Raw genomic sequence first — 24,307 nt, 5'->3', positions numbered from 1 at the left:
TTTCAAACTATTGTTATAATACAGCCAAGCCGACAAGTTAATCATACAGCACCCCGGCGGACGTATGCTGCGGAAGAAATCTTCCCATCATACGTCCGTTCAGAGGGGCTCTGCCAAGAGCTCCCGGGGTGCTTCTTTTTTTTTGCAAGCCGGAATTCGCCCAATTTGATGTAGCAAATAGCCCGTTTTTGAATAACATACGGTATACATGCAAGAGCCTAGGAGGAAACAACCATGGAAAAAAGCATGACAACCGAAAAAGTTACAGCACCGGAACAGACGGATGCTAAAACACTATGTCAAAAGCATATGCATCGTTATGTATGCGTATGGGTGAAGGACGGGACAATGTATGACGGCATTGTAGAGCATGTGGATGATGAAAAGATATACTTAGCCGTTCCTATGGGTGGAGACGAGATGGAGAATGTCAATGTTAATCTCCCATATCCGCCTAATAATTGTGGCTGCGGCTCCCGTGCTTATGGTGGCTATGCGTCTTATCCTCCGTACCCGTACCCGTACCCGTATCCAGCACCCGCTTATGCATATGGGTTCCCATACGGACGCCGTCGCTTTAATCGTTTGATTCTGCCACTTGCAGCGTTGACAGCAATTAGCTTGCTGCCTTATTACTAATCCTATTTTCTTAGTCGTCAGACATAGTGAATTCCTGCTCTCTCCCGCCTACAGTTCTTGTGCAGTACAAGTGACTTTAAGGCGCATCCATACATTATCACCATGTAAGGCTGCTTCTTCCATTATGAAGAAACAGCCTCTTTTTCACGTAAAACATCCCGAATATGATCCAATGATTGAAACTGTATTAGTACAGTTCAATGAAATGAGGTATCCTGTTTATTCATAAACCATGGTAACATCTAGCGTGTAAAGAAACATAAGACGGAATAAGCATGTAATGAAATGAGCATGTAATGAGTATGTAAAGAGCAGGTGGGAGGATATTGTGAAAAAATACGTTTCAATTTTATTGGATATAGAACTTAAAATTCGCGAGGGACAATATAAATCAGGTTACAAGTTGCCGTCGGTCCGTGAGGCTTCTGAATTATACAGGTGCAGCAAAAGCACGATTCTGCGGGCATATGCTGAACTTGAAAAGAAACACGCCATCTATTCCATACCGCAAAGTGGATACTATGTAGTGGAAAATTCGGGCGATTTACACCATAGCCATATTCAAGACTCCGTTGATTTTGCTTCGGCCTCCCCGGATTTGAATGTATTCCCTTATCTGGATTTCCAACATTGTTTGAATCAGGCTATTGACACCTACAAATATCATCTGTTCACTTATGGCGATTCGCAAGGGCTGGAAACACTGCGTCATACGTTGGTTTCCCATTTGGCTGATACTCAGGTGTTTGCAAAAATGGATCGGATTATCGTTACTTCGGGTGTTCAGCAGGCATTGGAGATACTCGCTAAAATGCCGTTTCCCAATGGCAAAGAAAAGGTTTTGGTCGAGCAGCCAAGTTACGATATATATTTGCGTTTTCTGGAGGAAGAGAACATTCCCGTCAGTACCATCGTCCGGACAGCGGAAGGTATGGATTTTCAGGAATTGGAGAATCAATTTAAGAACGAGAGCATCAAGTTTTTTTATACCATGTCAAGATATCATAATCCATTAGGAGTCTCTTACAACACAGAGGAGCGAAAAGCGATAGCTGCCTTAGCCGCCAAATATGATGTGTACATCGTAGAAGATGACTATATGGCAGATTTGGGGGCCGATCATCTTTTTGATCCCATTTATGCATACGACCAGACGGACCATGTTATTTATTTGAAAAGCTTCTCGAAAATCATTTTCCCCGGCTTGCGATTAGGAGTTGCGGTATTGCCAGAAGTCCTATTGAAGACGTTTAACACTTATAAAAGATATGTCGACACATCTATTTTGTCTCAGGCGGCGCTTGATATTTATATTAAAAATGGAATGTATGAACGCCACAAGCACACGATATATAAACTGTATTCGGAGCGCGTTCGTGCTCTTAACAAGGCTGTGGAACGATACAATCAGGCCGGATACGTTCAGACTTCAGCTGTAACTTCAGGAGTTTATATGCAGTTTAAACTGCCTCGGACGGTGAATTTGGAACGCTTGGTACAGTGTCTTTCCGCGAGGAACATCCAGGTTGTAGCTGGCAAAGGCTTTTATTTATCAGGCTATAGGGAACAAGAGAAATTTTTGCGCATAAGTATTTCGCGCGCACAGTTGGATCAAATTGATGCAGGGGTGAAAGCTATTATAGAGGAAGTTAGTAAGGGAAACTGGTATTAAGACCCTTTTTCCGTTATGATACATAAAGAAACATAAGTATAACCAAACATGGCTGTATATGTTTCTATTCAGTGTGGGAAATACATAACTTTGAATGCCGAGAGCAAGGGCTGTTTTTGTCTATTTGCTTATGATCGGCTCACTGCCAAAGGAGGGTTTTGAATGGACGATCTGTTTTTGAAAATTGTGGATGGAACCATCCCCAGTAAGAAGGTGTTGGAAACCGACAATGTGCTCGCATTTCATGACATCCAGCCTGCGGCGCCAGTACACGTGCTCATTATTCCAAAAAAATATATTCCTTCGATGAACGCTGTGACAGAGGAGGATCTTCCTCTTATCGCGGAGATTCATCGTGTTGCGGTTGAGGTTGCGAAAAAGTTAGGAATTGCCGAGTCTGGCTATCGGTTGATTAACAACTGTGGCCCAGATAGTGGACAAGCGGTGGGGCATCTGCATTATCACTTACTGGGCGGCGCCAAATTGGGTGCCTTGACAGGTATTTCGGACTCACATTCTTAAAAAATGACAGAGCTTGTCTTTTCAGTAATACGGATGTGAATGGAGAAAAATGGCCCTTTATGTATTCATTTTTTCTTATAGGTTGACACCTGGTTTCCGTTTCACCTATAATAAAATTTGATGAACCGTGTTATTGCTCTTGGACGGTCTGGTCGGAGGGAGGGAAAACTGGTGTCTGAAACTAAAGTTCGCAAAAACGAGACAATTGATGCTGCACTTCGTCGCTTTAAACGCTCCATTGCTAAGGATGGCGTATTGGCTGAGGTGAAGAAACGCAAGCATTATGAAAAGCCAAGCGTAAAGCGCAAGAAAAAGTCCGAGGCTGCTCGTAAGAGAAAGTTCTAGGAGGATCTAAGCAATCATGAATTTGAGCGAACGATTGAACGAAGATATGAAGCAAGCAATGAAGAGTAAGGACAAGTTCAAACTCTCCACCATTCGAATGGTTCGTTCTACGATTAAAAATCTTGAAATAGATTTGAAACGGGATTTGGACGACAACGAAGTGCTTGATATTCTGAGTCGTGAGATCAAACAGCGAAAAGATGCCCTCCATGAATTTGAAAAAGCCGGTCGTGATGAACTTGCGACAAGCACTAAAGCAGAAATAGAGATCATCGCTCAGTACCTTCCCGAACAACTTTCTGAGGAAGAAATTAAAGTTATTGTACAGCAGACCATCCAGGAAACCGGTGCTTCTTCGAAAGCCGAGATGGGGAAAGTAATGACGGCCTTGATGCCTAAGGTAAAAGGCCGCGCTGACGGTAAGCTCGTGAACCAAGCGGTTCAGCAATTTCTGCAATAAACCTGCGACAAACAGGAAAACACAACACCCTCTGTTTACAGAGGGTGTTATTTCTATATATGCGATGCCTACCATAGAATGTAATGGTGAGAAGATTCTTATATGTAAGCGCTATCGTTAATTGTATGAAACGTGATGTCCGTTGGGTGCGTAAAGTATCTGACAGCCGTCAGGATTAGCAATATACCCAATAATTTCACATTAAATCCTGAAAACTGTATAGTTTGTCTAACAAAGTTTGGTATGCTGTAACATAGAAAGGTCGAAAGGGGGGAGAGAAATGCATAGAGAACATCACCACTCCAGTCGCAAATTGATCTTTTTAACGTTGTGGATTATGGTATCCGTTTTGCTGTTACCCTTAGTTCATTCTGAATCAGCGGCGGCCCAAACTAAAGGTGGAGCTGTGTTTGTTATACCAGTTGATCAGGAAATTGAGCAAGGTCTAGGCAAATTTATGGAACGTGGATTTGCAGAAGCAGCAGATTCCAAAGCAGGTCTGATTTTACTGGATATTAACATTCCCGGTGGACGGGTAGATACAGCGGAGAAGCTGGGTAAACTGATTAAAGACAGTCCAATTCCGACCGTAGCCTATATAAGGGGCGAAGCGGCCTCAGCGGGTAGCTATATTGCGTTGAGCGCAAACAAGATTGTTATGAAACCGGGGAGTATTATCGGAGCAGCAGCGTTAGTAGACGGTAGGGGGCAGGCTATCACAGATCCAAAAACGGTAGCTTGGTGGAAGAGTAGCATGGCATCTGCCGCAGAAGCTGGCGGACGTAATCCGGATATTGCCAGAGGTATGGTTGACTCCAAAACGACCGTATCTATTCCAGAGATGAACTTTAATAAGGAAAATGGTCAGATCATTTCTTTAACCAGTGAGGAAGCGCTGAAGTTGGGTTATGCGGATCACATCGCGTCTTCCGAACAAGAAGTTATCCAGTGGATGGGTTACAGCACGGATGATGTAATTCATGTGGAGCGAACATGGGCTGAAAAAGCAGCCGAGATATTGACCAACCCAATTGTGCAGACGTTACTTTTATTTATCGGTATCGCGGGTGTCGTTATTGAGCTGCTCGTACCCGGTTTTGGTGTACCGGGAATTTTGGGCATACTCGGATTTGGTTTGTATTTTTTCGGCAATTATATCGCTGGTTTTGCAGGTTCGGAGACGTGGTTGTTGTTTATTATCGGTCTGGCTCTGCTTATACTTGAAATGTTCATCCCAAGCTTTGGTATTTTGGGCATTTTGGGTTCAGTCAGCCTTGTCGCCGGAGTTGTTCGGGCAGCATACAACATGCAGCATGCGTTTATATCTTTGGGCATTGCCTTTGCAGCTGCGGTTGCTGTTGTGGCGATTATCGCAGTTGTATTCAAGGACCGAGGGATATGGAACCGTTTTATACTTAAAGAAAGTTTAACGGCTGAACAAGGCTTTTCTTCAGTTGTGAACCGGGAAATGCTATTAGGTCAACGGGGTGTCAGTCTGACACCACTTCGTCCAGCCGGAACGGTGCTGATTGCTGATGAGCGAGTCGATGTTGTAACGAACGGCGAGTTTATTGCTACAGATATGCCGATTATAGTATCCAAAGTAGAAGGTGGGCGAATTGTGGTCAAGGCTGACACTAGCGTCTAAACAAGTAAATAACAAAGAATTAGATTAATGGAGGATGATGCGAGTGTTCGAATCGGGTATTGTCAGCGTTTTGCTGATTGCCGTTGTAGTGATTATTGTATTGAGCGTATTTTTCAGTTTCTTCCCGGTGATGCTGTGGATTTCAGCATTGGCATCGGGTGTGCGTATTGGCATCATTACGCTGGTAGCTATGCGGTTACGGCGCGTCACGCCAAGCCGAATTGTCAATCCGCTCATTAAGGCAACCAAGGCGGGTCTGGGATTGAACATCAACCAGCTGGAAAGCCATTTTCTCGCAGGAGGGAATGTAGACCGAGTGATCAATGCGTTGATTGCTGCCCAGCGTGCTAACATTCCGCTTGAATTTGAACGTGCGGCTGCGATTGACCTGGCAGGACGGGATGTTCTGCAAGCGGTCCAAATGAGCGTTAATCCGCGTGTTATTGAGACACCTACTGTTGCAGCGGTCGCCAAGGATGGTATCGAAGTGAAGGTTAAAGCTCGTGTTACCGTGCGTGCCAACATTGATCGACTCGTCGGGGGTGCCGGAGAAGAAACGATTATTGCACGGGTCGGTGAAGGTATCGTTACAACCGTAGGTTCCAGTAATTCGCATAAGGACGTGCTGGAGAATCCGGATTCAATTTCGAGAACTGTATTGTCCAAAGGTTTGGATGCTGGGACAGCATTTGAAATCCTGTCCATTGATATTGCGGACGTTGATGTAGGTAAAAACATCGGTGCTTTTCTGCAAACAGAGCAGGCGGAAGCCGACAAACGTATTGCGCAGGCAAAAGCAGAAGAGCGGCGTGCGATGGCTGTAGCGCAGGAACAGGAAATGAAGGCACGTGTCGTAGAAATGAGAGCACGCGTGGTGGAATCCGAATCCGAAGTGCCGCTGGCAATGGCTGAAGCACTGCGTGGCGGGAAACTTGGCGTCATGGACTATATGAATTTGAAAAATATTGAGGCGGATACGCAAATGCGTGGCTCCTTAGGCAAACCGAATGAGAACTCGGGGAATGATAACAAGAACCGGGATTAATAACGGGACATAGCCGATGAATTACGGCAGCTAGGTGGTGAGTAATGAACTTTATCAGCTGGATCTTTGAGCATTTGTATATCCTGATCGTGATTGGCTTTGCTTTGGTGTCCTTTTTGGGGAAAAGCATCCAAGGCACAGGGCGGAAATCTCCGCCACGAAAAGGTATGCCCACCTTTGGTGGTGATCATGGTTCTCGTGGGCCCTCGACGTCATCCAGACCCTTCACAACGGAACATGGACAAGAGCAGCGCCAACAGGATGTTACTGGGGAGTTGCAACGTCAATTTCCTAATGAACGACGGGTGGTTATGGAAGCTCGTCGTATAGAAGAAGTGGGCGATCGGTCAGAAACGGAAGAACGGATGGACCGGGATTCATTAGATAACGGTTCGACTCTAGAGGATCGGATCCGTGCTATGGAAGAAGAACGCAGATTGGTTTTAGCCCGTCTCGATCGTATATCCAACGCGAGGGAGTCAGGGGAAATTACAGATGCGCCAGAGATAGCTTCGCAAGACCGTAATACGGTGGATACGGCTGATCTGCGTAGAGGTGTGATTTGGGCAGAAATATTAGGTCCTCCGCGTTCCAAGCGCTATATGGGTGGAGGAAGACGTTAAAATGATAGTGGATCCGTCACGGCTTTGGCTGTGGCGGATCTTTTTTTGTGAGCTTTAGGAATACATAAGCATGCTCAGAATAAAAAATGAATTAACGACAAATGCTCTAATTACCTGACAACGAATGTGATAATCCCTTGTGCGCCCTAGGTTTCTCACATTTGTTGTCATCTAAAATGGTGGCATTTTGTCTAATTTAGGGTCTCGTTTATGAAAATATATTCGTGAAAAATGATCAAATGTAACAATATGAATGGAGCTTTCCAAAAGCAGTTTTCATTTTTTCTTTTTTATATATAATGTTCTCAATGATAGATACTTATGAAATTTACTCCAAATTTAGCTAAAATTTGATTTATATCGAGGTGATAAAACAAGATTATAAAAATGGAAAATTAATTTCTAGGAGGATGGGATAGATGGGAAATAGCTTGTTCAGAAAGAAGAGCATTGATCAGTTGATTGCCGCTACGCGGGGGGAAAAAGCACTCAAAAGGGAACTGGGTGCGTTTGATTTAACGATGCTTGGGATTGGAGCCATTATCGGAACGGGGATATTTGTGTTGACAGGTACGGGAGCAGTTACGGCTGGTCCAGGCTTGGTACTTTCTTTTGTGATTGCGGGACTCGCCTGTTTATTCGCGGCATTGGCTTATGCGGAGTTTGCATCCACCGTTCCAGTATCCGGTTCTGTTTACACTTTTACATATGCTACGATGGGGGAGCTATTGGCCTTTATTATTGGATGGGATTTAATTTTGGAATACATGCTGGCAGCCAGCGCCGTTTCCGCAGGTTGGTCGGGTTACTTTGTATCATTTTTGAATGGAATTGGCCTTCACATTCCGCTTGAATTCACTGCCGCACCGGGGACTTTAAAAGACCAAACTACTTATTTTAATCTCCCAGCTTTTTTAATTTTGATGGGTATCACGTTCTTGCTTTATTTTGGGATAAAAGAATCAAAACGGATAAACAACTTCATGGTAATTGTAAAGATTATTGTTATTTTATTATTTATCATCGTTGCTTTTAAATATGTGAAGCCAGATAATTGGACACCATTTATGCCGTTTGGGTTCAGTGGGGTGTTTGGAGCCGCAGCACTTGTGTTTTTTGCTTTTATTGGTTTTGATGCTGTTTCATCAGCGGCTGAAGAAACCAAAAATCCCGCTCGTGATCTACCGCGAGGCATTATTTTCTCACTCGTTATTTGTACGTTTTTGTATGTTATTGTTAGCGCGATTATGACAGGTATTGTGCCGTTTATGCAATTTGAAGGTATCTCTCACCCAGTGTCATTGGTATTGCAGGTTGCGGGCCAGAACTGGGTTGCAGGTATTGTAGATATAGGAGCCATCTTAGGGATGACAACGGTCATGCTGGTTATGCTCTATGGTCAAACTCGTATTATGTTTGCCATGTCACGTGACGGTTTAGTCCCTAAAATATTATCCAAGGTTCATTCCAAATATAAAACTCCCTACATTAACACGTTGTTTTTTGGTACTTTATCTGCATTAATGGGTGGGCTGATCCCGCTGGATGAGTTAGCTAGTTTGGTGAACATTGGAACCTTGTCAGCATTTATTCTGATTTCGGTCGCCGTCATCGTTATGAGAAAAACACAACCTGATTTGCCCAGGGCCTTCCGATGTCCTGGAGTTCCGTATATTCCGATCCTGGCTATCGTTTCATGTGGGGTGCTCATTCTTAATCTGAATGGCCAGACATTTATTCGCTTTATTATTTGGCTTGTCATTGGTATGGCTGTTTACTTCTTATACTCTAGAAAAAACTCTCTTTTGAATCGAAATACCGAAAAATAACTGTGTCATCTGATGAAAATAAAAAAAAGACAACCTTGTTTTCGATATGAAAATGAGGCTGTCTTTTTTGTTGTAAATTTTGAAAGGACACATCTTTTTCCTCTGCAATATAGCAGCTGCTGCGAATTGTAAGTTTAGCCTCATAAATGCGGGGACTGGATCATAAAATGTACAGTACAGATATCTGTGGCGCTGGTGTAATGGCGTTCACTGATAATAAGAATATAAGATGAAAAGCCAGCAGCGTAGCTGCCATGAAACATCTATGGGTACCGAATGGCAATAACAGAAGATGAAAAAATAGCAGCGTGCTGTCATCAAAACAACATTAGCCGTTGGATAACAGATGTTTTGATGACAGGAAAGGAGATTTCGCCGTATGAGCCGGATGAGCCGCAAACTGCGAAAGTGGGCCAGCGAGACGCTGGAGCTTCCGCAGGACATTCTATTTGACCTGCCGCGGTTAACCCTCATCGGCAGCCGCCAGCTTTATGTGGAGAATCACCGGGGCGTGGTGGATTTCACACCGAATCAGCTCGTACTTGCACTTGAGAAAGGCAGGCTGAGGGTGTCCGGCCATGATTTAGTCATTACGTCTATTCTGCCAGAGCAGGTAAGTGTGGAGGGACATATAACAGATATCCAAATGGAAGGAACGGAGGAAGGCTCGTGAAACATCCTGCTTTAGCAATGCTGCGTGGCACGGTTACCCTTGCTGTCAAGGGCGAAAGTGTGGAAGCTTTCATTAATTTACTCACCGATCACCATATACCTGTTTGGAACGTGCGGCCGATGGGTACTAGACATGCAGAAATGAACCTTCTGCTGCCGCACGTCTTCCTCCTACGCCCGCTTTTGAGAAGGACAGGCTGTAAAATGCATGTTCTGAAGCGGCAAGGGCTTCCCTTTACTGTTATACGGCTTGCCAAACGTAAATTTTTTATGGCTGGATTGGCTTTGTTCTGGATAGGTCTCCTGCTGATGTCTTCGCTTATCTGGGACATTGAAGTGAAGGGGAATGATAAGCTCTCGACGGACTCCGTTCTCAAAGCCGCCCGACAGGAGGGGCTGTATCCGTTTCAATGGAGCTTTCGTCTTTCCAGTCAAGACAAGCTTTCCCGTGCGCTCATGCAGAAGCTTCCAGAGGCATCCTGGATCGGTGTGGAAAAGCAGGGTACTTTGGTAACGATTCAGGTTGTTGAAGCTTCACAGCCTACCCCTGCGCCGCTCTACAGCCCACGTCATATCATCAGTAAGGCAGACGCGGTAGTCACTGAGATTTTTGCCGAGCAGGGTCGTCCTGTCGTGCATAAAAATACACGTGTCAAAAAAGGAGCCATCCTCATCTCGGGAACGCTTGGAGATGAGGAGAATCAGCAGCAGGTCGTAGCCAAAGGAGAGGTTAAGGGTCTTGTATGGCATGAATACGAAATTAGCAGTCCTACGGTGCAACGCAGCAGCACGTATACAGGTAACAGTCACGACCGCTTGTATCTGGTGTTAGGCAATCGTGCGATACAATTGTGGGGATATGGGAAAATACCTTATTCTACACATAAAACAACAGTTGAACATGATCCGCTAACTTGGCGTTCCTTCAAACTTCCGATGGGTTGGATGACTGAAAGTGTGAGGGAGACAAAGATACAAGAGCAGAAGCTTACGGAAGCAGAAGCGAAAATGTCAGGAATAGAAGGCGCGCGAGCTGATATTTTAGCTAAATACGGCAAAGGAACGAAAATAATGAGCCAAAAAATTTTGCATGAGAAGAGAGAGAATGGTAAAGTTTATATGAAAGTGCTTTTTGAAGTGGAGCAGGATATTGCGGAAGAACTTCCGTTAGTTCATAACCAAGGAGAATGAGGCTATTTGGCAGAACAACAACGCAGCATACAAATTGCATTGAACAATGCGGGAGAAGGACAGGCGTTATTTGGCCCGCAGGATTCCTTTTTAAAATTAATCGAAGCCGCTATTCCAGCAAAAATAGCATCTCGTGAGGCAGAAGTTAATGTTTTTGGTAATGCTCACGAGGTGGAAGTGCTCGAACAATTGTTCGATGTATTACTCCAGTTAATTCGCAATGGGTATATACTGACCGAAAGGGACGTCCATTATGCGATTGAATTGGCAAAAGATTTGCGTGCTGATCAGCTGCTCGATTTGTTCAAGGGTGAAATTACGACGACGTTCCGGGGGAAACCGATTCGCGTCAAAACGATTGGACAAAAGCACTATGTAACCACGATTAAGAAACGCGATATTGTATTTGGAATTGGCCCGGCGGGTACGGGTAAAACCTATCTGGCTGTAGTGCTGGCTGTAGCTGCCCTGAAGGAAGGTTCAGTCAAGCGCATTGTACTGACTCGTCCTGCGGTCGAAGCAGGGGAGAATTTAGGTTTTTTACCAGGGGATTTGCAGGAAAAGGTTGATCCGTATTTACGCCCATTGTATGATGCCCTATACGATGTGATGGGCCCAGAGCAGACTGCAAAGGCACTGGAGCGCGGGTTAATAGAAATTGCTCCTTTGGCTTATATGCGGGGACGTACGCTGGATGATTCATTTATTATTTTGGACGAAGCGCAAAACACCACACCCGAGCAAATGAAAATGTTTTTGACTCGACTTGGTTTCGGCTCCAAAATGGTCATTACCGGCGATGTTACGCAAATTGATTTGCCTCGTGGCAAAAAATCCGGTCTGATTGAAGCGAATGCGATTTTACAAGGGATTGAAGAAATAGGCTTTGTCCAGTTTGCAGAAGAGGATGTTGTCCGTCATTCCCTAGTTCAAAAAATCATTGTTGCTTATGACCGTATTGCCGAAAATCATGGATAGCCATTCAATCACGAGTATGGTGTGTACGATCAGAAAAAGTATAAAATGAGCAGTGTAGCTGCCTTGAAAAAGATGATGGAGAGGGATTGTTTTAGATGACCTCGAAGGAATTATCTAAAGGGAAAACGTTCCAGCATAGAATGAATGGATGGAAGTATAGCGTGGCGACACGCTATCTTCTGTTTTTATTTTTGGTGGTTCTTTTTTATGTAGGCTTTGCGTCCAAACTGCTTCCCGAGCGTTATGACATTCGGGTAAATCAACCGAGTGAAAAGGAAATTGTCGCCCCGATGCAGCTTCCTAACAGTAAGGCGACTTTGAAGGCTCAAGAGGAATCAGCTGAACGTGTGCAGCCCATGTATACCATTGTGCCAGTTCGCAACGATAACCTGATTACTGGTATTTTGGATCGAATTGAACGGCTCAATCAGGATGATCAGGTTTCCAGAGCAGATAAGATTTCGATTTATAAGGATGAGATTCCGCAACGTGCACGGGAATTTGTGCAAAATTTTGTGAATAACAGCCGTAATGCGGATGCCTACCCAGATAAGTTGCTGGATGAAGTGCTGGAAAAAACGAAAGAGCAAACGTACCGAATTCCAGAGGAGACATTCATTAAAATTCCGCGCCTTACATCTGAGGATATTGCTGAAATGCGGCCTGTTGCCCGTGAGATTGTGACAGGGTTGATGAATGATCAAATTACGGATGCCCAGACAGCCCGAGCGAAGGTAGCGGAGCGGGTTAGTACAAGCTCGCTTACTAAGCGTACTTCACGGGAGGTTGTTCAGGAACTTGCAAGGCTTGTGATTACCGCCAACAAGTTTTATGATGATACAGCTACGAAGGACGCCAAGGTACAGGCTCGTGAAGATACACCGACAGTTTACATTAAACAGGGTGAAGTACTCGTCAAGAAGGGTGAGATTATTACCCAGGAAATCTACACACTGCTTGATGAAAATGAATTGCTCAAGGATAAAATCAATTATTGGCCACAATTTGGCCTACTGATGCTGTCTATGATGCTTGCGTTGGGCCTGTTTATGTATATTCGTCAATTCCAATCACGAACACGAAACTTCAAGTATAATAATGCGCAGTTGCTCATGCTAGTATTAATCTTTGTGATTACAGTGGGGGCAATGATGTTAATTTCCATACTGCAGAACAGTGAACGTTCCTATCTCGGCTATCTGGCGCCTATCGCGCTTGGAGCTATGCTTGTAACGCTGTTGCTTGATATGTCGCTGGCTTTCGTATGTGCCGTTATATTCAGTATATTGGCTAGTGTTATTTTGAATGTCCGTCAGGGACAAATTTTTGACTTTAATTTTGGGTTTTTTGCTCTTGTGGTCTGTCTGGCGGCGATTTTCTCTACCCATCGAGCCAGCCAGCGTTCAACACTGTTCAAAGGGGCGATCATGGTATGCCTGTTCGGGGCCCTGTCTGTTTTTTCTCTGGCACTGATTGACCAAGGGAATTGGACTCAAACGACAACGCTCTATGGGGTAGCTTTTGCTTTTGCAGGCGGTCTGATAACAGCAATACTTGTTATTGGGCTAATGCCATTTTTTGAGTCTACCTTTGGTATCTTGTCGGCACTGAAGCTTGTTGAGCTGTCGAATCCCAACCATCCCTTGCTCCGCAAGCTGCTTACGGAGACACCGGGAACGTATCATCATAGTGTAATGGTGGGCAATCTGTCAGAGGCCGCAGCGGAGGCTATAGGAGCAAACGGCTTGTTGTGCCGGGTTGGTTCGTATTATCATGATATTGGTAAAACCAAGAGGCCTTCGTACTTCATTGAAAATCAAAATGGGTTGGAAAATCCACATGATACAATAGAGCCCAAGCTGAGCAAATCCATCATTATCGCCCATGCTCGTGACGGGGTGGAAATGCAATTGGATTACAAGCTACCCAAGCCAATTCGCGATATTGCCGAGCAGCACCACGGAACGACATTCTTACACTATTTTTATCACAAGGCGTTGCGTGAGGCTGAAGAGCGAGGGGTAGAGCCTGACTTCACGGAGGATGATTTCCGTTATCCGGGACCGAAGGCTCAGTCTAAAGAGTCTGCTGTGGTGGGAATTGCTGATAGTGTGGAGGCAGCAGTTCGTTCCTTACGGAAGCCGACGGTGGAACAGGTAGAATCCATGATTGAGAAAATTATTAAGAGCCGTCTTGATGATCACCAATTTAACGACTGTGAGCTGACCATGCGGGAGCTTGATATCGTGGCTCAAACCCTCAAGGAAACAGTAATGGGGATTTTCCATTCCCGTATTGAGTATCCAGAGGAAAGGCCCAAGTCTGAAAACGGAAAAGCTTAATATAACTTGTGCACGAAGCACGGTTAGAGCACTAGAATTAAAAGGAGCGGTTGGCATGGGCCTTCAATTAGCTTGGAATAATGAACAAAACGATATGGTAATTAACGAATCCTTGATTACGTTGCTGAACACCTTATTGGAGGAGGCAGGCAAAGTGGAAGGAGTCACAGACGGTGAGGTAGCCCTTACCTTCGTTAATGATGAGCAAATTCATGAGTTGAACAGGGACTATCGGGGAATTGATCGTCCCACCGACGTGTTGTCTTTTGCTATGAAGGAGACACTGGATGAAGAGCTTGAAATTATTTACGAACCGAATGAAGAAACTTCAATGAATGATGTACCGGATGTTCTGGGGGATATTATAATCTCTGTACAGACAGCGCAAGCTCAGAGCGAAGAATACGGACATTCGATTGAGCGTGAAATCGGTTTTTTGTTTGTTCACGGCTTTCTGCATCTGTTAGGCTATGATCATCAGGATGATGTGAGTGAAGCTGAAATGATGGGCAAACAGGAAGCTGTACTGGCTCAAGCGGGGTTGACAAGGTAATGAGACGTCAGCCTTGGAGAATGACCTTTCGCTATGCGGCAGAAGGCGTGATGTACGCTCTGCGTACGCAAGTAAATATGCGGATACATGTGGCCATGGCGCTCTTTGTCATTGTAGCAGGCTTAACTCTGCACATCTCCCGGCTCGACTGGTTATTCGTCTGCGTGGCTATCGCTATAGTCATTGTAGCCGAACTGTTCAACACCGCTGTTGAAGCAGCGGTGGATCTCATCTCACCTGATATTCATCCGCTGGCCAAAGCGGCTAAAGACACCGCCGCCGGAGCCGTGCTCCTGGCAGCGGTTTTTGCTGTAATTATTGGTATATTTGTGTTTTATAGGCCTATGTTAACGTTAATTAGTTCGCTGTTTTAATGGAAAAACCAAAATAAAATAGGTGCTTAATCGCGCTGGAGGAAATGAAATGGCTAAGAAACACTTTAAATCAGGCTTTGTCGCAATTGTTGGCAGACCCAATGTCGGAAAATCAACACTGATGAACCACGTCATTGGGCAGAAGATCGCCATTATGTCAGACAAGCCACAAACTACACGCAACAAAATTCACGGCGTATTTACTACAGAGGACACACAAATTGTATTTTTGGATACACCCGGGATTCATAAGCGCCAGTCAAAATTAGGGGATTACATGAATCAGACTGCTTTTAATACGTTGGGTGAAGTAGAAGCGGTACTTTTTCTTATTGACGCTGCTGAGGGTCTAGGCGGTGGCGACCGTTTTATTGCGGAACAGCTTAAACAAGTAAAAACGCCAGTTATCTTGGTGCTGAATAAAATTGATCGCATTGAGCCGGAAGCGTTGTTGCCCCTGATTGAGCAGTATCGCAAGTTGTACGACTTTGCAGAAATCATACCGATCTCGGCCAAAATGGGCAACAATGTAAACACCCTGCTGGAGCAGGTGCAAAAATACTTGCCAGAAGGTCCGCAATATTATCCGGATGATCAAATTACCGACCATCCAGAACAGTTTGTCATCTCCGAACTGGTTCGGGAAAAAATTCTGCATATGACACGTGAGGAAGTCCCCCATTCTATTGCGGTTATGATTGAAGACATGAAAGTGCAGGATAATGGGGTAGTGCATATTATGGCTGTTATTTTTGTAGAGCGTGACTCCCAGAAGGGGATCATTATCGGCAAACAGGGAGCCATGCTCAAAGAAGTGGGCAAACAGGCCCGCCAGGATATCCAAAACCTGCTAGGCTCCAAGATTTTCCTGGAACTTTGGGTTAAGGTCAAAAAAGACTGGCGCAACCAGGAACGCGTCCTTCGTGACCTTGGCTTCCATCGCGACGCTTAAAAACAGAACTTGATTCTACGTCACTTTAGTTCAAGGGTTTATTGAGGCTAAAAAAATTTTTATTAAATAAATATGTATAGTTGTTGTAAGCATCATAAAAAGGCCGTCCCGATCTCTATGACTGAGATAAGTAACAGTTTTTTGGTCATTCAAAGCGCCGCGCATATGCGGCGCTTAACTCTTGCTCTTTTTACCCCTTTCTTCCAGTGATGAAATAAGGAGTGCTTTTAAAAGAGTTATTGTAACTGTGTGCACATTGTAGCGGAGCGAAGGATTTGAATCTGAAGAAGCGATCGTAAGATCAAATCATTTGCGAAGCGGCATTCCAATCTACATACAGTAGCCTTTTTCAACGTAATCCATTAATTTCATCGCATACTTCTCCCCTCTTCGCATCATCCTATTTTTGAGATGCAAACGTCATTTCCGAAGAAAGGATGAATACGATTGCGAGATTTTTCGTGGAAGTATTTTGCGATGACTGGAGATGTCGGTGCGTATCTGTTATATCGGGAGAGCGCCGTGACAAGGGAGCAAGACACGGATGAGGGAGAGTCGGACGAGCATGAAGAAGCCCGTGAATAGTACAAGCCACTGGCTTCTTCGCGAATGTTTGGGGGAAGAGGCATGCTTTACAGGGTGGAAGGAATCGTCATCCGCAGCATGGATTACGGTGAGGGGAACAAAATTATTACGCTTTGCACCGAAAGCGGAGGCAAAGCAGGCGTGCTGGTCAGAGGTGCAAAAAAGTCCAAAAGCCGTCACGCTGCTTTAACGCAGCCGTTTACGTACGGTGAATTCGTTTTTTTTCGAAACACAGGCTTAGGCACGTTGAATGCCGGTGAAATCATCCAATCCCACCATACATTACGCGAGGATATTACTAAAGCTGCTTACGCTTCTTATGCTTGTGAATTACTCGATCGGGTGTTACAGGATGAGGAAACAGGCGCGTTCTGGTTTAAGCAGCTTAAAGCATGTTTGGAGGCGCTGGAGAGTGGCAAAGATCCGCTGATCGTCATGAGTATTTATGAATTTAAAATATTGCAGGCGGCCGGATATGCTCCTCAGCTTGATGCATGTATTTCAAGTGGTCAACAATGTGCTGATGAAGATATGTTTGTCAGTCCGAGGCTGGGCGGAGTTTTGTGTCGGAGCTACAAGCATTATGATCCAGCTGCATTGAGCGTGACTCCACGTACATTGAAGTTGCTGCGCTTGTTCGCCAGAATGGATTTGAATCGGCTCGGCAACATTGACGTAAAGGACTCCACAAAGCTGGAGATCAAACATGTCATGCGTCAGTTCATGGATATGCAGTTGGAGGTCAAGCTGAAATCCCGCAATTTCTTGGATCAGCTGGACAAGTACGATATGTGAAACGCCCTATTCTCTTGACTGTATTGCTGAAAACGTGTAATATCCTACTATATCTCCTTCGGGAGCAGATGCATTGAACGAGAAAGTAGCGGGATGTATTCTCTGTAATTAGCGAGTTGGGGACGGTGTAAGCCCAGTGGGAATTCTTCGTGAACAAGGCACTCGGGAGCGTCTGAATGGACACGGAAAAGAGGATTACGATCTGATTGGTGATGTAGGATCGCAATCAAGTAGGGTGGAACCGCGGGAGTCAGCTCTCGTCCCTACGTCTGTACAGGCGTAGAGGCGGGGGCTTTTTGCTGTCTCTAGCAAGGCTTTTGGGATAAAATAGCCCTGTACATACGAGCTTAATGAGAAGAAATCACCAACATTTGAGGGAATTGGAAAGGGAGCGTGGACCAATGAATTTTCAGCAGATGATTTTAACGCTGCAACAATTTTGGGCTGAACACAACTGTATTATTGTACAGCCGTATGACACGGAAAAAGGGGCAGGCACGATGAACCCGATGACGTATTTACGTTCGATCGGACCTGAGCCGTGGAACGTAGCTTATGTTGAGCCTTCTCGTCGTCCGTCAGACGGACGTTATGGTGAGAACCCGAATCGCCTGTATCAGCATCATCAGTTTCAAGTAGTTTTGAAGCCTTCACCAGATAACATTCAGGAATTGTATTTGGAGAGTTTGAGCCGTTTGGGCATTAACCCTTTGGAACATGATATTCGTTTCGTTGAAGACAACTGGGAAGCACCAACGCTGGGAGCGTGGGGCTTAGGTTGGGAAGTATGGCTGGACGGTATGGAAATTACCCAATTCACCTATTTCCAGCAAGTGGGCGGTATTGATGCCAGTCCGGTTGCCGTAGAAATCACGTACGGTATGGAGCGTCTTGCTTCCTACATCCAGGACAAGGAGAATGTGTTCGATTTGGAGTGGGTCAATGGAATTACGTACGGTGATGTCTTCCACCAGCCTGAATTTGAGCATTCCAAGTATACGTTCGAAGTATCTGACGTCAAAATGCTCTTTACTCTTTTTAATATGTACGAAGAAGAGGCAAATAAAGCGATGGCGCAGCATCTTGTATTTCCAGCCTATGATTATGTGCTGAAATGTTCTCATGCGTTCAACTTGCTGGACGCTCGCGGAGCGATCAGTGTGACGGAACGGACTGGGTTTATTATACGAGTGCGTAATTTGGCGCGTCAGGTGGCTGCGACCTATCTGGAGGAGCGCGAGAAGCTGGGCTTCCCGCTGTTGAAGAAAGGAGGTGCGGCAAATGTCTAAGGATTTATTGTTTGAGATCGGGTTGGAAGAAGTCCCTGCACGTTTTATCCCGAATGCAATTCAGCAGTTGAAGCAGCGTATGACGGCGTGGCTTGACAGTTCGCGTATTGCTTATGGTGCTGTAGAGGTTTATGCTACACCTCGCCGTTTGGCGGTACTTGTCAAGGAAGTAGCGGAGAAGCAAGAAGATATTAACGAAGAAGTTAAAGGTCCTTCCCGCAAAATCGCACTCGACGAGGCTGGTAACTGGAGCAAGGCTGCACTAGGCTTTGCTCGCAGCCAAGGTGTTGATCCTGAACAGTTCACGTTCAAGGAGCTTGGAGGCGTGGAATATATTTACGCAACTAAGAGCAGCATAGGTGTACCAACAGCGGATGTGCTATCCGAAGGTTTATTGCACATTTTACATGCCATGACATTCCCTAAATTCATGCGCTGGGCAAGTTATGACTTTAAATTTGTTCGTCCGATCCGCTGGTTGATTGCCTTGTTTGGTAGCGATATTGTTAATTTGGAGATTGCCGGCGTGCAGTCAGGAAATGTGACAAGAGGGCATCGTTTCCTGGGACAGGATGCCGTAGTAGAAAGTCCAGCTGACTATGTTGAAGTGCTTCGCAAGCAGCATGTCATTGTGGACATTGAGGAACGTCAATCGCTTATTGTAAAGCAGATTGAAGCGCTGGCTGCCGAAAAAGATTGGACGATTGCGGTCAAGGATGATTTGCTGGAAGAAGTGCTGTATTTGGTGGAAACCCCAACAGTACTGTTCGGAGGTTTTGATCCTGCGTTCCTGAACATTCCGAAGGATGTACTCATTACTTCCATGCGCGAACATCAACGCTATTTCCCAGTGCTGGATCACACAGGAGAGCTATTGCCATACTTTGTTACGGTACGTAACGGAGGAAGTCAATCGCTGGAAGTCATTGCTAAAGGGAATGAAAAAGTATTGCGTGCGCGGCTGTCTGATGCCAAATTCTTTTATGAAGAAGATCAGAAGCTGGAAATTAAGGATGCACTCTCCAAACTGGAAAGTATCGTTTTCCACGAAGAGCTGGGAACGGTTGGAGACAAAGTGCGCCGGATTCGCCGTATTGCTGATGCTCTGGCAGAGAAGCTTCGCGTTTCTCCAGATACACAGGAGTCGGTTAGTCGAGCAGCGGATATTTGTAAATTTGACCTGGTAACACAAATGGTATATGAGTTTCCAGAACTGCAAGGTGTAATGGGTGAGGATTATGCTCGTAAGGCTGGAGAGAAGGAAGAAGTGGCAAGAGCGGTGTTTGAGCATTACCAGCCTCGTTATGCAGGAGAAACGGTTCCTTCAACGAATGCTGGAGCGATTGTAAGTATCGCAGACAAGATAGATACCATTACAGGCTGCTTCTCTATCGGTATTATTCCAACAGGTTCACAGGACCCTTACGCGCTTCGTCGCCAGGCAGCAGGTATTGTGCAGATATTGTTGGATCGCAAGCTTTCGGCTACGTTGTCTGATGTGTTCAATATCGCGCTCGATGTGCACGGCAACCTTGGAAATATGAAACGTTCCGCGGATGAAATACGTAAAGAATTACATGAGTTTTTCGGATTACGCGTGAAGAAACTATTGTCTGAGACACTTCGTTATGACGTTGTGGATGCAGTGCTTGCAGCTGGATATGACGACGTCGCTTCCGTTGTTAACCGCGGAACTGCGTTAATGACTGCCGTTCAAACAGGTGAGGTATTCAAAGCAACAGTTGAGTCCTTTAATCGTGTAGGTAATCTGGCTGCTAAAGCAGTTCATAAGTCAGTTAATACGGGTGAGTTTACGGAGCAAGGCGAAAAAACGCTTTACGAAGCATGGTATAGCGCTTATGAATCTTATAGCGTAGCTTTACAGGAAGGTGATGCGACACGGGCGTTAGCGCTTGCTTCATCCATTACCCCTGCGGTGACGGCATTCTTTGATTCCGTTATGGTTATGGCTGAGGATGATGCTGTTCGTAATAATCGTTTGGCATTGCTGGCTGCTATTGACTCAGAACTGAAGCGTTTTGCCGATTTTTCCAAGCTTGTAGTTTAAACGTCAGTTGTGGTAGTATGAACAACTTGAAAAAATGGGTATAAATATACGGAACGGTGTAAGAGTAATCTTGCAGCCGTTCCGTATTTTACTCGAATGCGGATGGAGATGGGGGATGCTCATGGAGGGAACCGGAACTTTACTGGATGTGCGGATCGTTGTTGACGGGGACGCTTGTCCTGTTAAAAGTGAAATTGCGGAGATAGCTTCCCGTTTTCATATTGAGGTTATTATGGTATCTTCATATGATCATCTCATTCAGGGCAGCAAAGGCGTAAGCATCGTTAAAGTAGACCGAAGCGACCAAAGTGCCGATCTCTATATTGCCAATCATATCCGCCGCGGCGATATTGTAACCACCAATGATTATGGTCTTGCTGCACTTGCCTTGGCAAAAGGTTGTGAAGTGATGTCTTTTCGCGGAGCTATGTATCGAAACGATTCGATAGATTTCATGCTTGACCGACGTCATACTTCTGCCAAAGAACGGAAAAAAGGACGTTATGGAAAAGGTCCTAAACCGTTTACATTAGAGGATCGTGAAGTTTTTCAACATAAACTGACAAAACTTTTACTTCGCTTGCAGGAGAATGAGTAACGGTATCGAATTATATTTACGTGCTAAAGAGATGAAGGTGGTTAATATGAGTGCCGGACAAGGTAACATACCGGATGATATCATTGAGTCGGTTTTACAACATCATGATATTGTAGATACGGTAAGCAAGTACGTGCATTTGACCAAGCAGGGGAAGTATATGAAAGGCCTCTGTCCTTTTCATTCCGAAAAAACCCCTTCATTCACCGTGACACCGGATCGTCAGATTTTTTACTGCTACGGCTGCGGCGCGGGAGGCAATGCCATCAAATTTATGATGGAAATCGAAGGACTATCCTTTCCCGAAGCTGTCAGGACAATGGCAGAAGAAAGTCATATCCCGCTCGGCGAATGGCAGGGACGTGATTCATCGCATCAGCATCCTGAGTTGGACAGGCTGTTGCAAGCGTATGAGTTAACTTCTAAGATGTACCATTTTTTGCTTAAAAATACGGAGCACGGCAAACCAGCGATGGAATACTTGCGTTCACGGGGATTCAGTGACAAGATCATTGATCAATTTCAAATTGGCTATGCACCCAACCGATGGGATACGATCGTTCAGTTTCTGGAGAAGCGTTCTTTTGATCCCGTGGAGATGGAAAAGGGAGGGCTTATTTCTCCCCGGCATGAGGGTGATGGATATGTGGATCGGTTCAGAGATCGTATCATGTTTCCCATTTGGAATCGCAACGGAAAAGTTATTGCTTTTGCAGGCCGTATACTTGGTGAGGGACAGCCAAAGTATTTGAATTCACCAGAGACCAAGCTATTCAACAAGAGCCGAACGCTGTACAATCTTCATCATGCTAAAACCTCAATTCGCAAGCTCCGCCAGAGTGTTCTTTTTGAAGGCTACGGTGATGTCATCTCGGCATGGGAAGCTGGCGTACAAAATGGGGTGGCCGCCATGGGCACTGCTCTAACGGAGCACCATGCTACGATGTTAAAAGGACTGTGCGATGAGGTCATTATTTGTTATGATGGTGACCGGGCAGGACAAGCTGCTGCGCTTAAAAATTTTCCGCTGTTGGAAAATGCGGGACTTCACGTGAAAGTAGCGCTGGTCAGTGACGGTATGGACCCGGATGATTTTATCCGGCAATACGGCGGCGAACGATTCCAGCGTCAAATTATCGAAAGTGCTGTTTCAACGGTGAAATTTAAGCTTATATATCTGAAAAAAAACCATATACTGCAAGAGGAAGAAGGAAGAATCGCGTATTCCCGCGAAGCATTAAATGTCATTGCACCTCTGTCATCCCCGACTGAGCGGGAAGTGTATCTGCGCGAAGTATCAGCCGAAGTCAAGGTGGATTTTGAAACCTTGAAGCAAGAATGCAATTTACTGCGTCAATCCCTGCAAAAAAAACAGAACTTTGGGGATAATAACGAAAATGGGTGGAATAATGGTAGGCATAAAAAAGGGCAGGTCTCCACACCTAATCTGTTGCCGGCTTACCATGTGGCTGAGCGCAGGCTGCTTCACTGGATGATGCAGGATTTAGAAGCTGCAGAGTATGTAGAAAAGCATCTGGGCGACGCCTTTAATATTGAGGATCATGCAGCAATTGCTGCTTATCTATATGCCTATTACGCGCAAGGGAAGTTACCAGATACAAGCCGTTTTATTTCATCTTTGCAAGACGACCGGCTGGAGAAGAACGTAAGTTCGATCATGATGATGGATGCTCCAGGCGTATGGGCACCGCACATTTTGGATGATTATATTCATCAGGTGCGAAAATTTCCATTGCAGGAGCAACTGGATTTGAAAAGGGAAGAAATGAGAGCCGCTGAGCGCTTGGGTGACTTTTTACGCGCAGCACAAATTGCAAGTGAGATTATAGCCCTAGAGAGACAATGAACACACAGAGGTCGGATGTTTCTAGGGAGGAGGGAGTCGAAAGATGGCGAATGATCAGCATACTGAACTGGAGACGGAACTAACACTGGATCAGGTCAAAGATCAACTGATTGAGTTGGGTAAAAAAAGTTCTTCTCTGAACTACAAAGATATCATGGAAAAACTGTCGCCGTTTGATCAGGACCCCGAGCAAATGGATGAGTTTTATGAGCAACTGGGTGACTTGGGGATTGAAGTTGTGAATGACAACGACGAAGAAGTTACCAGATTGCGTCAAAATGACGACCCGGAAAACAATGATGGGGATGATTTTAATTTCGATGACGATCTGAGCCTGCCTCCCGGTATTAAAATTAATGACCCGGTCCGGATGTACTTGAAGGAAATCGGTCGTGTACCGTTGCTTTCTGCTGATGATGAGGTAGAGCTTGCCAAACGGATAAATAACGGCGATGAAGAAGCTAAGCGTCGGTTGGCAGAAGCGAACTTGCGTCTGGTTGTAAGTATTGCCAAACGTTATGTTGGTCGCGGAATGCTTTTCCTGGATCTGATTCAGGAAGGTAATATGGGTTTGATTAAGGCAGTAGAAAAATTTGATTACGAAAAAGGCTTTAAATTCAGTACGTATGCAACCTGGTGGATTCGTCAGGCCATTACGCGCGCAATAGCCGATCAGGCGAGAACAATCCGTATTCCGGTGCATATGGTGGAAACGATCAACAAGCTGATTCGCGTATCGCGTCAACTGTTGCAAGAGTTGGGGCGCGAACCTACGCCGGAGGAAGTGGCTGCCGAGATGGAGCTGAGCGTGGAAAAAGTACGGGAAATTATGAAAATTGCCCAAGAACCTGTTTCATTGGAAACACCAATTGGTGAAGAGGATGACTCACATCTGGGGGATTTCATTGAGGATCAAGAAGCATTGGCGCCTGCAGATGCGGCTGCCTATGAACTTCTGAAGGAACAGCTCGAGGATGTACTGGATACGTTAACCGAACGGGAAGAGAATGTTTTGCGTCTCCGCTTTGGTTTGGACGACGGAAGAACCAGAACCCTTGAAGAAGTGGGTAAAGTGTTCGGTGTTACACGTGAACGTATTCGTCAGATTGAGGCCAAAGCGCTGCGTAAGTTGCGCCATCCAAGCCGCAGTAAGCGACTGAAGGATTTCCTCGAATAGAAGCGTAACATTGCGGACCTTCTGCGGCTTGAAGCGCGCAGGAGGTCTTTTTTTATCTCATGGCAGCCTTGGTGGAGGGGAAG

At 45.3% G+C, this 24,307-nt stretch carries 24 protein-coding genes; all 24 read left to right on the top strand.

Annotated elements, in window-relative coordinates; all coding sequences use genetic code 11:
• Nucleotides 1-234 precede the first annotated feature (234 nt).
• Nucleotides 235-639: a hypothetical protein gene (locus BM358_RS09195; RefSeq protein WP_028540454.1), complete on the top strand. Its 405-nt coding sequence runs from the start codon at nt 235-237 to the stop codon at nt 637-639.
• Nucleotides 640-967: 328 nt separating this feature from the next.
• On the top strand, nt 968-2,311 hold the full coding sequence (locus BM358_RS09190) for an aminotransferase-like domain-containing protein (protein ID WP_028540455.1): 1,344 nt from the start codon (nt 968-970) through the stop codon (nt 2,309-2,311).
• Between the two features lie 162 nt (nt 2,312-2,473).
• On the top strand, nt 2,474-2,833 hold the full coding sequence (locus BM358_RS09185) for a histidine triad nucleotide-binding protein (RefSeq protein ID WP_025722131.1): 360 nt from the start codon (nt 2,474-2,476) through the stop codon (nt 2,831-2,833).
• Between the two features lie 171 nt (nt 2,834-3,004).
• Nucleotides 3,005-3,178, top strand: a complete 174-nt coding sequence (gene rpsU, locus BM358_RS09180; RefSeq protein WP_005547957.1) for a 30S ribosomal protein S21 — start codon at nt 3,005-3,007, stop codon at nt 3,176-3,178.
• 16 nt (nt 3,179-3,194) lie between these two features.
• Nucleotides 3,195-3,638: a GatB/YqeY domain-containing protein gene (locus tag BM358_RS09175; protein WP_013311146.1), complete on the top strand. Its 444-nt coding sequence runs from the start codon at nt 3,195-3,197 to the stop codon at nt 3,636-3,638.
• Between the two features lie 280 nt (nt 3,639-3,918).
• Complete coding sequence (locus BM358_RS09170; protein WP_028540456.1) at nt 3,919-5,286, top strand: NfeD family protein; 1,368 nt, start codon at nt 3,919-3,921, stop codon at nt 5,284-5,286.
• A gap of 37 nt (nt 5,287-5,323) precedes the next feature.
• Nucleotides 5,324-6,331, top strand: coding sequence for a flotillin-like protein FloA (gene floA / locus BM358_RS09165; RefSeq protein ID WP_043922497.1), 1,008 nt, complete (start codon nt 5,324-5,326; stop codon nt 6,329-6,331).
• Nucleotides 6,332-6,375: 44 nt separating this feature from the next.
• Nucleotides 6,376-6,954: a hypothetical protein gene (locus BM358_RS09160; protein ID WP_028540457.1), complete on the top strand. Its 579-nt coding sequence runs from the start codon at nt 6,376-6,378 to the stop codon at nt 6,952-6,954.
• A gap of 419 nt (nt 6,955-7,373) precedes the next feature.
• Nucleotides 7,374-8,783, top strand: coding sequence for a branched-chain amino acid transporter BcaP (locus BM358_RS09155; RefSeq protein ID WP_028540458.1), 1,410 nt, complete (start codon nt 7,374-7,376; stop codon nt 8,781-8,783).
• A 379-nt stretch (nt 8,784-9,162) separates the two neighbouring features.
• Nucleotides 9,163-9,456 carry a sporulation protein YqfC gene (gene yqfC / locus BM358_RS09150; RefSeq protein ID WP_023989488.1) on the top strand — a complete coding sequence of 98 codons (294 nt, stop codon included), beginning with the start codon at nt 9,163-9,165 and terminating at the stop codon, nt 9,454-9,456.
• Nucleotides 9,453-10,646: a sporulation protein YqfD gene (gene yqfD, locus BM358_RS09145; protein ID WP_028540459.1), complete on the top strand. Its 1,194-nt coding sequence runs from the start codon at nt 9,453-9,455 to the stop codon at nt 10,644-10,646. The genes yqfC and yqfD overlap by 4 nt, the downstream gene beginning before the upstream one ends.
• 6 nt (nt 10,647-10,652) lie before the next feature.
• Nucleotides 10,653-11,624 carry a PhoH family protein gene (locus BM358_RS09140; protein ID WP_013311138.1) on the top strand — a complete coding sequence of 324 codons (972 nt, stop codon included), beginning with the start codon at nt 10,653-10,655 and terminating at the stop codon, nt 11,622-11,624.
• A gap of 95 nt (nt 11,625-11,719) precedes the next feature.
• Nucleotides 11,720-13,966 carry an HD family phosphohydrolase gene (locus BM358_RS09135; protein ID WP_028540460.1) on the top strand — a complete coding sequence of 749 codons (2,247 nt, stop codon included), beginning with the start codon at nt 11,720-11,722 and terminating at the stop codon, nt 13,964-13,966.
• Between the two features lie 55 nt (nt 13,967-14,021).
• Nucleotides 14,022-14,519 carry an rRNA maturation RNase YbeY gene (gene ybeY / locus BM358_RS09130; protein WP_023989485.1) on the top strand — a complete coding sequence of 166 codons (498 nt, stop codon included), beginning with the start codon at nt 14,022-14,024 and terminating at the stop codon, nt 14,517-14,519.
• On the top strand, nt 14,519-14,893 hold the full coding sequence (locus tag BM358_RS09125) for a diacylglycerol kinase family protein (protein ID WP_023989484.1): 375 nt from the start codon (nt 14,519-14,521) through the stop codon (nt 14,891-14,893). The genes ybeY and BM358_RS09125 overlap by 1 nt, the downstream gene beginning before the upstream one ends.
• 49 nt (nt 14,894-14,942) lie before the next feature.
• Nucleotides 14,943-15,845: a GTPase Era gene (era, locus tag BM358_RS09120; protein ID WP_013311134.1), complete on the top strand. Its 903-nt coding sequence runs from the start codon at nt 14,943-14,945 to the stop codon at nt 15,843-15,845.
• Nucleotides 15,846-16,292: 447 nt separating this feature from the next.
• Nucleotides 16,293-16,430 carry a YqzL family protein gene (locus BM358_RS09115; RefSeq protein ID WP_013372137.1) on the top strand — a complete coding sequence of 46 codons (138 nt, stop codon included), beginning with the start codon at nt 16,293-16,295 and terminating at the stop codon, nt 16,428-16,430.
• Between the two features lie 42 nt (nt 16,431-16,472).
• The gene (gene recO / locus BM358_RS09110) at nt 16,473-17,225 is read left to right on the top strand and encodes a DNA repair protein RecO (protein ID WP_023989481.1); all 753 of its coding nucleotides are present in this window, start codon (nt 16,473-16,475) and stop codon (nt 17,223-17,225) included.
• A 136-nt stretch (nt 17,226-17,361) separates the two neighbouring features.
• Nucleotides 17,362-17,508, top strand: a complete 147-nt coding sequence (locus tag BM358_RS26420; RefSeq protein WP_155613687.1) for a hypothetical protein — start codon at nt 17,362-17,364, stop codon at nt 17,506-17,508.
• A gap of 118 nt (nt 17,509-17,626) precedes the next feature.
• On the top strand, nt 17,627-18,514 hold the full coding sequence (glyQ, locus tag BM358_RS09105; RefSeq protein ID WP_023989480.1) for a glycine--tRNA ligase subunit alpha: 888 nt from the start codon (nt 17,627-17,629) through the stop codon (nt 18,512-18,514).
• A complete protein-coding gene (glyS, locus tag BM358_RS09100; RefSeq protein WP_028540461.1) occupies nt 18,507-20,582 on the top strand; it encodes a glycine--tRNA ligase subunit beta in 2,076 nt (691 codons plus the stop codon). The genes glyQ and glyS overlap by 8 nt, the downstream gene beginning before the upstream one ends.
• A gap of 121 nt (nt 20,583-20,703) precedes the next feature.
• Nucleotides 20,704-21,180: a YaiI/YqxD family protein gene (locus tag BM358_RS09095; protein ID WP_013311130.1), complete on the top strand. Its 477-nt coding sequence runs from the start codon at nt 20,704-20,706 to the stop codon at nt 21,178-21,180.
• Nucleotides 21,173-23,047 (top strand): DNA primase, encoded by a 1,875-nt coding sequence (dnaG, locus tag BM358_RS09090; RefSeq protein ID WP_025722118.1) that lies wholly within the window; start codon nt 21,173-21,175, stop codon nt 23,045-23,047. Before BM358_RS09095 ends, dnaG begins: the two co-directional genes overlap by 8 nt.
• Nucleotides 23,048-23,090: 43 nt before the next feature.
• Nucleotides 23,091-24,224 (top strand): RNA polymerase sigma factor RpoD, encoded by a 1,134-nt coding sequence (gene rpoD, locus BM358_RS09085; protein WP_007431230.1) that lies wholly within the window; start codon nt 23,091-23,093, stop codon nt 24,222-24,224.
• Nucleotides 24,225-24,307: the final 83 nt, after the last annotated feature.

Origin of the sequence: Paenibacillus sp. cl130 (assembly GCF_900116035.1) — a bacterium.
GTDB classification, from domain to species: domain Bacteria; phylum Bacillota; class Bacilli; order Paenibacillales; family Paenibacillaceae; genus Paenibacillus; species Paenibacillus polymyxa_B.
The sequence above is the reverse complement of the archived record's forward strand: the minus strand, read 5'-3'. Positions and strand labels throughout refer to the sequence as shown.

Coding starts and splice junctions, on each gene's coding strand:
- BM358_RS09195 (WP_028540454.1), top strand. CDS start 235: ATGGAAAAAAGCATGACAACCGAAAAAGTTACAGCACCGGAACAGACG.
- BM358_RS09185 (WP_025722131.1), top strand. CDS start 2,474: ATGGACGATCTGTTTTTGAAAATTGTGGATGGAACCATCCCCAGTAAG.
- BM358_RS09175 (WP_013311146.1), top strand. CDS start 3,195: ATGAATTTGAGCGAACGATTGAACGAAGATATGAAGCAAGCAATGAAG.
- BM358_RS09170 (WP_028540456.1), top strand. CDS start 3,919: ATGCATAGAGAACATCACCACTCCAGTCGCAAATTGATCTTTTTAACG.
- floA (WP_043922497.1), top strand. CDS start 5,324: ATGCGAGTGTTCGAATCGGGTATTGTCAGCGTTTTGCTGATTGCCGTT.
- BM358_RS09160 (WP_028540457.1), top strand. CDS start 6,376: ATGAACTTTATCAGCTGGATCTTTGAGCATTTGTATATCCTGATCGTG.
- BM358_RS09155 (WP_028540458.1), top strand. CDS start 7,374: ATGGGAAATAGCTTGTTCAGAAAGAAGAGCATTGATCAGTTGATTGCC.
- yqfC (WP_023989488.1), top strand. CDS start 9,163: ATGAGCCGGATGAGCCGCAAACTGCGAAAGTGGGCCAGCGAGACGCTG.
- BM358_RS09135 (WP_028540460.1), top strand. CDS start 11,720: ATGACCTCGAAGGAATTATCTAAAGGGAAAACGTTCCAGCATAGAATG.
- ybeY (WP_023989485.1), top strand. CDS start 14,022: ATGGGCCTTCAATTAGCTTGGAATAATGAACAAAACGATATGGTAATT.
- BM358_RS09125 (WP_023989484.1), top strand. CDS start 14,519: ATGAGACGTCAGCCTTGGAGAATGACCTTTCGCTATGCGGCAGAAGGC.
- era (WP_013311134.1), top strand. CDS start 14,943: ATGGCTAAGAAACACTTTAAATCAGGCTTTGTCGCAATTGTTGGCAGA.
- recO (WP_023989481.1), top strand. CDS start 16,473: ATGCTTTACAGGGTGGAAGGAATCGTCATCCGCAGCATGGATTACGGT.
- glyQ (WP_023989480.1), top strand. CDS start 17,627: ATGAATTTTCAGCAGATGATTTTAACGCTGCAACAATTTTGGGCTGAA.
- glyS (WP_028540461.1), top strand. CDS start 18,507: ATGTCTAAGGATTTATTGTTTGAGATCGGGTTGGAAGAAGTCCCTGCA.
- BM358_RS09095 (WP_013311130.1), top strand. CDS start 20,704: ATGGAGGGAACCGGAACTTTACTGGATGTGCGGATCGTTGTTGACGGG.
- dnaG (WP_025722118.1), top strand. CDS start 21,173: ATGAGTAACGGTATCGAATTATATTTACGTGCTAAAGAGATGAAGGTG.
- rpoD (WP_007431230.1), top strand. CDS start 23,091: ATGGCGAATGATCAGCATACTGAACTGGAGACGGAACTAACACTGGAT.